The 8,082-nt window shown below is 70.3% G+C and carries 11 protein-coding genes; 6 read left to right on the top strand and 5 right to left on the bottom strand.

The features are described from left to right. A partial coding sequence (locus FNH05_RS26070; protein WP_144591357.1) for a S8 family serine peptidase occupies positions 1–1,000 on the bottom strand: 1,000 nt, incomplete at its 3' end. A 461-nt stretch (positions 1,001–1,461) separates the two neighbouring features. Here FNH05_RS26070 and FNH05_RS38270 point away from each other — a divergent pair. From FNH05_RS38270 to FNH05_RS26045, 5 genes are all read left to right on the top strand, one after another. Continuing rightward, on the top strand, positions 1,462–1,590 hold the full coding sequence (locus FNH05_RS38270) for a lasso RiPP family leader peptide-containing protein (protein ID WP_186382740.1): 129 nt from the start codon (positions 1,462–1,464) through the stop codon (positions 1,588–1,590). Positions 1,591–1,605: 15 nt separating this feature from the next. Then, positions 1,606–3,435, top strand: a complete 1,830-nt coding sequence (locus tag FNH05_RS26060) for an asparagine synthase-related protein (protein ID WP_144591355.1) — start codon at positions 1,606–1,608, stop codon at positions 3,433–3,435. Further along, the gene (locus tag FNH05_RS26055) at positions 3,435–3,695 is read left to right on the top strand and encodes a lasso peptide biosynthesis PqqD family chaperone (RefSeq protein ID WP_144591354.1); all 261 of its coding nucleotides are present in this window, start codon (positions 3,435–3,437) and stop codon (positions 3,693–3,695) included. Before FNH05_RS26060 ends, FNH05_RS26055 begins: the two co-directional genes overlap by 1 nt. After that, positions 3,692–4,123, top strand: coding sequence for a lasso peptide biosynthesis B2 protein (locus tag FNH05_RS26050; protein ID WP_144591353.1), 432 nt, complete (start codon positions 3,692–3,694; stop codon positions 4,121–4,123). The genes FNH05_RS26055 and FNH05_RS26050 overlap by 4 nt, the downstream gene beginning before the upstream one ends. A gap of 166 nt (positions 4,124–4,289) precedes the next feature. Next, the gene (locus FNH05_RS26045) at positions 4,290–4,538 is read left to right on the top strand and encodes a hypothetical protein (RefSeq protein ID WP_144591352.1); all 249 of its coding nucleotides are present in this window, start codon (positions 4,290–4,292) and stop codon (positions 4,536–4,538) included. Between the two features lie 26 nt (positions 4,539–4,564). Here FNH05_RS26045 and FNH05_RS26040 read toward each other — a convergent pair whose 3' ends face one another. Next, positions 4,565–5,494, bottom strand: coding sequence for a DMT family transporter (locus tag FNH05_RS26040; protein ID WP_144591351.1), 930 nt, complete (start codon positions 5,492–5,494; stop codon positions 4,565–4,567). An 81-nt stretch (positions 5,495–5,575) separates the two neighbouring features. Here FNH05_RS26040 and FNH05_RS26035 point away from each other — a divergent pair, with 81 nt between their 5' ends. After that, positions 5,576–6,658, top strand: a complete 1,083-nt coding sequence (locus FNH05_RS26035; protein ID WP_246127943.1) for a LysR family transcriptional regulator — start codon at positions 5,576–5,578, stop codon at positions 6,656–6,658. A gap of 68 nt (positions 6,659–6,726) precedes the next feature. Here FNH05_RS26035 and FNH05_RS26030 read toward each other — a convergent pair whose 3' ends face one another. The 3 genes from FNH05_RS26030 to FNH05_RS26020 form a co-directional block, all read right to left on the bottom strand. Further along, the gene (locus FNH05_RS26030; RefSeq protein WP_144591350.1) at positions 6,727–7,125 is read right to left on the bottom strand and encodes a hypothetical protein; all 399 of its coding nucleotides are present in this window, start codon (positions 7,123–7,125) and stop codon (positions 6,727–6,729) included. A gap of 73 nt (positions 7,126–7,198) precedes the next feature. Next, positions 7,199–7,648, bottom strand: a complete 450-nt coding sequence (locus FNH05_RS26025; RefSeq protein ID WP_144591349.1) for a GlcG/HbpS family heme-binding protein — start codon at positions 7,646–7,648, stop codon at positions 7,199–7,201. Positions 7,649–7,676: 28 nt separating this feature from the next. Further along, positions 7,677–7,997, bottom strand: a complete 321-nt coding sequence (locus tag FNH05_RS26020) for an NIPSNAP family protein (protein WP_144591348.1) — start codon at positions 7,995–7,997, stop codon at positions 7,677–7,679. Between the last annotated feature and the right edge of the window lie 85 nt (positions 7,998–8,082).

Raw genomic sequence — 8,082 nt, 5'->3', positions numbered from 1 at the left:
GCAGGGGATTGGTGGTGTCGGCGGGGGGTGGTGCGTTCAGGGCGGCGACCGGGTTGATGATGCCGTAGCCGAGGCGGTCGTCGATCCTGCCGCCGCCGCCGGAGGCGGTGGTGATCATGGTGCGGATGACCTGGCCCGCGGTCCAGCCGGGGTGGATGCCGAGGAGCAGGGCGGCTTCGGCGGCGGTCAGCGGCGCGCTGAAGGAGGTGCCGGACAGGGTCAGTTCGGGTGGGTTGGAGTAGACCAGCGGGATGTCGACCGCGGGGGCGGCGACGGTGATCTGCGGTCCCGATTCGGAGCCGGGCCAGGACTGGCCGTGCTGGTCGCTACCGGCCACGGCGACGACTCCCGGGCAGGCGGCCGGAAACTTCCGTTCATTGGCGCCACGTCCCTCATTGCCCGCGCTGGCCACGACGATCACCTGGTGGTTCTGCGCGTAGCGAACCGCGTCGAGCAGACCGGCGGGCTCGTCGGGGTAAGTGAGGGAGATGCTGACCACGCGGGCCCCGTGGTCGACTGCGTAGCGCAGCGAGTCGGGTAGGTACGAGGAGGTCTGCAGGTGCAGCCCGAGGATCTTGGCGTCCGGCGCGAGGCCCTGCTCGCCCTGGGCGCCACCGCCGTGGCCGGCGATCAACAGGGCCGCCCAGGTGGCGTGGAACTGGCCCTGCGATCCGCCGTCGGGACGCAGGGTGGTGGCGTTGAGGTCGGCGTACCCGCTGTCGACGACCGAGCCCGCCAGCTCGGGCCGGCCGGGGTCGAGCCCGGTCTCGTCGATGACGGCAACCGTCACGCCCGTGCCGGTGGAGCGAGTCCAGGCCCCGGCCGCGTCCAAGTGGGCCGCGTCCAGGAACCACTCCCGGCCGGGCAGCGGATCCGCCCAGCCCGGCACCGGCGCGTGAATCGACGCCGTGAGCAGGAGTGCCGCGAGCACAGCGGTCACCCGCCATGCCCGTCCGCCAAGACGATGGTTGCTGCCGCCGGCCGGCGAAGAAGTGGTCATGGCGGTTGGATGCTTGACACGGCGGTTGCGTTCCGGCGCTGGGCCAGGAGGTACCGGCAGGTCCACACCAACGGGGACATTCGGAGATCTTCCGTGATCTTCCGTGATCTTCCGTGCGCACCCAGACGAAACACCGCCTCTCTTCCTGGTGTCCAGCGGTTTTCGAGGCGGTCGTCAAGAGTTGACATGATCGGGATCACGCGGTTACGGTGACCTGACTGGGAAGGTTGGCAAATCGCCAACAGATTGACTTCGATTCGGGTCTTTCCGGACCCGGATGAATGGGGGTCTTTCGATGCGTTCCTGCTTTTCGGCCGACCCTGGAAACCCGTACTGACCAGGCCGGCGTCACCGCAACAGAACTCCGCTCCGCTGAATGGCGTGTTTGGTGCCGCCTTTCTCGTGGCGCGGAAAAATGTTGCCGCCTGCGCGGCGACGCGGATGAAGAAAGGAAGGAATCGATGGAAGAACACGTCGAAGAACGGTTGCCCTACGAGCCGCCACAGGTCGCCGAGGCCGGCGATTTCGCCACCGAGACGCGGGGTGCGGGCGGGCTGATCCCCGAGTATGTCACCCATATCCCGCACTGAGTGGGGCATCGCCGGATGGTGACCTCAGGCGACTCGTGGTTCGTCGTGCTCGCGGACCAGGAGGGAACGCGGAGCACGGCGCACGGCCTGCGGTCGCGGGCGGACCAGTGGGTGCCGCACCCATCGGGGCGGCCCTGGCTGCTCGCCCGAGGCCACGACCTGCTGGTCGCCGAGGTGCCCTCCGGCAGGCTGGCGGTGATCGGGCAGTGCCCGGTCACCGCCGCCGAACTCGCCACCCGCGTGGCAGGGTTGTCGGGTCCGGCGGACCTCGACCGGCTGGCCGTCGAACTGCCGGGAAGCTTCCACCTGCTCGCCACCGTCGGCGGCGAGGTCCGGGTCCAGGGAAGCGCTTCCGGTCTCCGCCGGGTCTGCTACGGCCGTGCGGGCGACATCGCGCTCGCCTCCGACCGGGCCGACGTGGTGGCGGCGCTGCTGGGCGCGGAGGTCGACCCCGAGCGGCTCGCGCTGTGGTTGCTGTTTCCTGGCGTGCCCGCGCCACTGTCCGACGTGTCCCCGTGGCGCGGGGTGCGGAAGGTGCCGCCGGGCGCGTTCCTGCATCTCGACGGCGCGGGCGGCGCGCACGAACGGACCTGGTGGACGCCCCCCGAGCCGTCGCTGTCGCTCGCCGAGGGCGCCGCGAAGCTGGCCGAAACGCTGTCGGCGAACATGGCGTCGCTGGCCAGGGAGAGCGACGTCCTGGGCGCGGACCTGTCCGGCGGGCTGGACTCCACGTCACTGTGCTTTCTCGCCGCCCGCGCCGGGGCCCGGGTTTCCGCGGTCACCTACGTCGGCCGAGACCCCGGCAACGACGACGCGGACTGGGCCACCTCGGCGGCCAGGCTGGCGGCGGGGACGTTCACGCACCGGCTGCTGCAGCCGGACGAACTCCCGTTGTCCTACGCGGGCCTGTGGGAGCCCGGCGAGCCGATGGACGAGCCGTTCATCGGGCTACGGGACGCGGCCCGGATCGCGTTCGGTGTCCGGCAGGCCGGGCGTTCCGGCGCTCGCCACCATCTCAGCGGCTTCGGCGCGGACGAGGTGCTCGAGGCCCCTCCCGCCGCGCTGCACACCATCGTGCGGCAGCAGCCCCGGCTGGCGTCGTCCTACCTCCGTGGCCAGCGCTCGAAGTACCGCTGGCCGCTGGCGGCGGTGCTGAGCGCGGTGGCCGATCGCCGGTCGTACCCGGACTGGCTGGCCGACGCCGCGGCGGAGGTGGCGGTCTTCGGCTCGGCCCGGGACACGTCGCCGGCCCTGCACTGGGACGGGCCGTTCCGGGTCCCGCCCTGGGTGACCCCGTCGGCGACGCACGCCATCCGCGGGCTGATGCGCCAGGCCGCGTCCGGTGCACGGCCGCTCGCGCCCACTCGCGGACAGCACGCCGCGCTCGCCGTGACCCGGCGTGGGACCTCCGCCTACCGGCTGGTGCAGCGTTTCGTCGGGCGCACAGGCCACCGGCTGGTGCTGCCGTTCCTCGACGACCAGGTGCTCACCACGTGCCTGTCGGTCCGGTTGCACGAACGCACCACGCCATGGCGGTACAAGCCACTGCTCGTCGAGGCGATGCGGGGCTTCGTCCCGGACGGCGCGCTTTCCCGTTCCACCAAGGGAAACATCGCCGGCGAGCTGTACCTCGGGCTGCGCCGGTCCCGGGACCGGCTCGCCGAACTGCTGGACGATCCCGTGCTCGGCAGGCTCGGGCTGGTCGACGTGGACAGCCTGCGGACGGCCTGCCTCGCCCTCTACCCGCCCACGGTGCCGATCGCGGTCGTGGAAGCCACGCTCGCCTGCGAGGTGTGGCTGCGCGCCGTGACCGGCACCCGAACCCCGATCGTGAAGGCCCGCTGATGAAACTGCGCGCGGACGTCTCCGTGACCGACACCGACACCGGGCTGGTGCTGCTCGACGAGCGCGCCGGCAAGTACTTCCAGATGAACTCGACCGGAGCGTTCGTCCTCCACCGCCTGCTGGAGGGAGTCCCCGAACCCGACGTCGTCTCCCTGCTCCGGAAGCGGTACGCGGTCGGCGCCGAGCGCGCCGCCGCCGACGTGGCCGCACTGGTGGACCGGCTCCGGTCGGCCGGCCTCGTCTCGGGAGGGTGGCGATGAGCGTTCCCACCACCGTCCTCCGCGAACGCGTGCGGTTGTCGCCGGTCGAGCGCGCGCTCGCCCTGCTCGCGGTCGGGATCGCCCGCGTGCTCGCCAACCGGTCGCCGCGGCGGATCCGGGCGCTGCTCGGCAGGGTCAGGTCCGGTGCCCGGCCGGCGACCGCCGAGCAGGCCGCAGCGGCCCGGCGGGCGGTCGTGTCGGTCAGCGTCTCGTGTGCCGGCGAGGGATGCCTGCAGCGGTCCATCGCGACCGCGCTGCTATGTCGGTTCCACGGCGTGTGGCCGACGTGGCGGGTCGGCGTGCGGGTCGACCCGTTCGCCGCGCACGCCTGGGTGGAGGCCGACGGTGTCCCGGTTGGCGAACCGCACCCACCCGGCTCCTACCGCCCGATTCTGTCCGTGCCGCCCGCTGGCGACGATGGTGCTTAAGGGGGCCGGATGCCGCCCCGCTTGCCGGGTCTCACACCGCATGCCATCTCGATCCCGCGCGGCCCGGGTTTTCTCGGTTCTCGCACGGTGATGTCGCCCGAGATCAATCTCAGTTCGTGACATTTCTGTTTCGGCGCCTCGGGGTATCCGGTGGTACACCGGAAGGATGCGCTTGGAGAGGTGGCTCGGCGGTCTCGGCGGCGCGGTGTGGATCGGTTCCTGGTACCTGATGTACCTGGAGATCACCCGCTGGCATCACGTGAAGCCGTCGCTGGCGTTCAACTCCGATGTGGCCCCCGGTGCTCGTCCCGGGCAGGCGCTGATCCTGCTCTACGTCGCCTGCGTAGTGGGGCCGTTGGTAGTTCTGGCCATCTTGGTCAGGGGAATCGTTCATCACCGACGATTCACTCGGTAATTATTCCCACCCCTTGTGGAGATGGTTCACCGGTTCGCGGCCGACTCGAGCTTTACCGGTGGCCGCGCGGTCGGCCGACGGGTAGCCACGGCGACGCCGGTCAGGCACAGCAAACCGCCGACCAGCGCGAGCGGCGCGGGAATCTCGCCGAGCAGCACCCAGGACAGCAGCACGACGAGCGCGGGGACGGCGTAGGTGGCCGCGGCGAGCCGGCCCACGGCCGATCGGGACAGGGCGTATCCCCACGTCAGGAACGCTACCGCGGTCGGGAAGACGCCAAGATAGGCAGTTCCGGCGATCGCCGGTCCGGGCGCGGTGGCAAGTTCGGTGACCAGCGACGGCAGAAAAGGCAGCAGCGCGACCGTCCCGGCAACGGCGCCGAGCCAGGTGACGGTCAGCGCGTTGACTCGGACCAGCAGGCGCTTCTGCGCGACGGCGGCACTGGCGTAGAGCAGCGCGGCAAGCAGGCCGAGCAGCACACCGGAGATGTCCGTACCACCGGCCGCGGTGGTCGTCGCAATGAGCACGACGCCGGTGAACGCGATCGCCATCCCAGCCAGCAGCCGGGCTGGGAAGCCCTCCTTGAGCAGCAGCCCGGCCAGCACGGCGACCACCGCCGGCGCCACGTTCACCAACATCGCGGCGGTGCCGGCGTCGAGGTGCCGCTCGGCGGCGTTGAGCGACAGGTTGTAGAGCCCGAACCAGGCCACGCCCCACAGCGCGACCGCTCCGAGCGTTCGGCCCTGTGGCAGCGGCGCTGCGGCGCGGCCGCGGCGGGCCCGCACGACCAGCACAATCACGGTCAGGGTCAGCGACCCGACCAGCATCCTGCCCAGTGCCAGCGAGCCGGGCGACAGGTCGTGTCCGACGACCCGGATACCGATGAACGCCGAACCCCAGAGAACGACGGTCGTCGATGCGGCCGCGATCGGCAGGAACTGCCGGGAGATCGTCATGATGCCAGGCTGCGCCACACAACCGTTCAGCACCAGCGATTTTTACTACTGCACAATTCAGTCAAGCTGTATGGTCTTCCTGTGCTCGACGTTCACCGCCTGCGTGTCTTCCGCTCGGTCGTCGCCAGTCAATCGGTGCAGGCGGCCGCGGCGAACCTGGGCTATACCCCGTCCGCGGTGAGCCAGCACATCACCGCGCTGCAGCGCGAGACCGGGCTGGTGCTGTTCGAGCGGGCCGGCCGCGGGCTGCGCGCGACCGCGGCCGGGCTGGTGCTGGCCGAGCAGGCCGACGGAATCCTGAACCGGCTCGGTGAGGCCGAGGTCGTCGTCGCGGACCTGCGGGCAGGGCGGACCGGATCGCTGTCGCTGTCCTACTTCGCCTCGGCCGGCGGGGCCTGGCTGCCCCGGGTCGTCCGCCGTCTCACTGGCGAGTTCCCCGGGGTCCGGCTGGACCTCGCGCTGCGCGAATGGCTGCCCGACGACCCGGCTGAGCGGTCCGACCTGCAAATCGCCGTCGAACGGCCGGACTACGAGGCCTGGCCCGGGTTCACCGCGCACCACTTACTCGACGACCCCTACGTTGCTGTGCTCCCGGAGACCCATCCGCTGGCCGCGCGGGATGAGGTCGAGCTGGCCGAGCTCAGCTCCGAGCGGTGGGTGGACAACGACTTTGCCCGCGGCTGGTGCCGACGCAACCTGCTCGAGGCGTGCACAGCGGCGGGATTCCGGCCGCCGTTCCACGTCGAGGCGCACGACTACCCGACCGCGCTCGCGTTCGTCGCCGCCGGGATCGGGATCACCGTGCTGCCGCAGCTCGGGACCACCCACCTCCCAGCCGGGACACGCGTTGTGCCCCTCGTCCGGCCGATGCCGGTGCGGTCGATCCTCGCCGTGGTGCGCGACGCCGTCGCGCACACGCCACCCGCCCTCGCCGCGCTGGAGGAAATGCGGTCGATCGCCAGTGGAAACACATTCGGCGAAGGTCCGGACAACACAGCCGCCCCAGGCGTCCGCGATCTCCCGCAGCTGTCCCCGGCCGCGCTTGCCAGGCACGTCGAGGGGCATCACGTCGAGCAGGATGAACTCCGCCGGGACGGAGGCGGCCGGCAGCCGGGAACCGGGAGCGAGGCGGGCCCGCAGAGCGGCCGGGGTCAGCTCGGGTGAGTTCGTGATGAAGAACGCGACCCAGCCGGACCTCGCCCCCTCCCCGACCGGCGTCACGGCGGCCTCGTTCACCTGCTGGTGGAACCGGACGGGGTGCCGGCGCCGAGCCTGCTGACGCCTGCCTTCGAGTAGGGTTGGCCGACGTGGACGACCGGAGATGGGGTTACGAGGAAGCCGATGACCTGGAGTACGAAGACCAGGTTGGCCCGATGAACCCAGCCGCAGGAGTTCATCGACAATGTGTTCGACCCCGCCGCGACCATGTCCGGCGTCGACGCGGCCGGATGTTCCTGGCCATCGGTGCAGGACTCGTCATCGCTGTCGTCGCAGGCTATTTCGCCGTGACAGCTTTCTGAGACAACCACTTTCACCAGGGTGCGGCCGGCCGTGGCGGTGCTGACTACTTGTGTTGCGCCCCAACAGGAACCTGGTGCTGGTGGCGCCGACGCCACCAGCACCTCGCCCAACAAGCCCACTACCGGCGAAGACCAGCCAACACGTCGGGTCACTTCGCGGTCGGCGCGGCCGCGAGCTGTTCCCTCAATCGGGAATGGGGAATCCCTGTGCCTTCAAAACCGCGTGTGCCACCTTCTCGTCCTGCTCGGCGCTCCCGCCGGAGATGCCAAGACCTCCCACGCACACGCCGTTGTCGAACAGCGGGAACCCTCCGCCCACGGCCATCAGCCGCGGGTGCTTGGCCAACGGTGCCACGTGCGGATCGGCGACGAGGGAGTTCCAGGTGTGCGTCGGGAGCCGGAACGATGCCGCGGTCCACGCCTTGTCGACCGCGACCTCGGCGGCGAGGAACGGGGTCCTGTCGGCGCGTTCGAAAGCCACCAGATGGCCACCGGCGTCGGTGATCGCCGTGGCGACGTCGATGTCGGCCTCGGTGGCTTCCTTGCGCACGGCCTCGATCAGCGCGACGGCGGCGGCGCGACTGATCGAGGGCGCGTTGTGCGTTTTCGCCGGGGTTTGCTCGGTCAAGGACATTTTCCCTCTTTCGGTCGACTTCGCAGACTCAGCGCAGCGCGGACTTCGACGTGGGTACGACCCTGGTCACCTTGATCTGGTCGACGAGCACGAAGCTCTTCACCTTGGGGTCCAACTCGGCCCGCCAGCGGTCGCTCTGGTAGACGTCGGCATAAAGCGCGGTTCGCTCCTGCTCGTCCTCGAATCGGCGGATCCACACGTAGCCGTCCGGGTCCTCCTCGTCCACGAACGACGCCGTGACCGACATTCCCTTTTCCGCCTGGAACGGGATGACGGTTTCCTCCATGTAGCGGACCCATTCGTCGCGGCGCCCAGGCTGGATCTGGTAGCGGCGGATCTCGTAGAACATTTGATACTCCTTAGTGCTTCTCGTGGTGGGGGTTCAGGAGGTGATGTGGAGGACGAGTTTGCCGTGGGTGTGGTTGGATTCGCCG

This window comes from Amycolatopsis rhizosphaerae (assembly GCF_007713715.1).
In the GTDB taxonomy this organism is placed as follows: domain Bacteria; phylum Actinomycetota; class Actinomycetes; order Mycobacteriales; family Pseudonocardiaceae; genus Amycolatopsis_E; species Amycolatopsis_E rhizosphaerae.
This window is presented reverse-complemented; position numbering and strand designations above follow the sequence as displayed.

Excerpts from the sequence above, each read along its gene's own strand:
- FNH05_RS38270 (WP_186382740.1), top strand. The coding sequence starts at position 1,462 with ATGGAAGAACACGTCGAAGAACGGTTGCCCTACGAGCCGCCACAGGTC.
- FNH05_RS26060 (WP_144591355.1), top strand. The coding sequence starts at position 1,606 with ATGGTGACCTCAGGCGACTCGTGGTTCGTCGTGCTCGCGGACCAGGAG.
- FNH05_RS26055 (WP_144591354.1), top strand. The coding sequence starts at position 3,435 with ATGAAACTGCGCGCGGACGTCTCCGTGACCGACACCGACACCGGGCTG.
- FNH05_RS26050 (WP_144591353.1), top strand. The coding sequence starts at position 3,692 with ATGAGCGTTCCCACCACCGTCCTCCGCGAACGCGTGCGGTTGTCGCCG.
- FNH05_RS26045 (WP_144591352.1), top strand. The coding sequence starts at position 4,290 with ATGCGCTTGGAGAGGTGGCTCGGCGGTCTCGGCGGCGCGGTGTGGATC.
- FNH05_RS26040 (WP_144591351.1), bottom strand. The coding sequence starts at position 5,494 with ATGACGATCTCCCGGCAGTTCCTGCCGATCGCGGCCGCATCGACGACC.
- FNH05_RS26025 (WP_144591349.1), bottom strand. The coding sequence starts at position 7,648 with ATGTCCTTGACCGAGCAAACCCCGGCGAAAACGCACAACGCGCCCTCG.
- FNH05_RS26020 (WP_144591348.1), bottom strand. The coding sequence starts at position 7,997 with ATGTTCTACGAGATCCGCCGCTACCAGATCCAGCCTGGGCGCCGCGAC.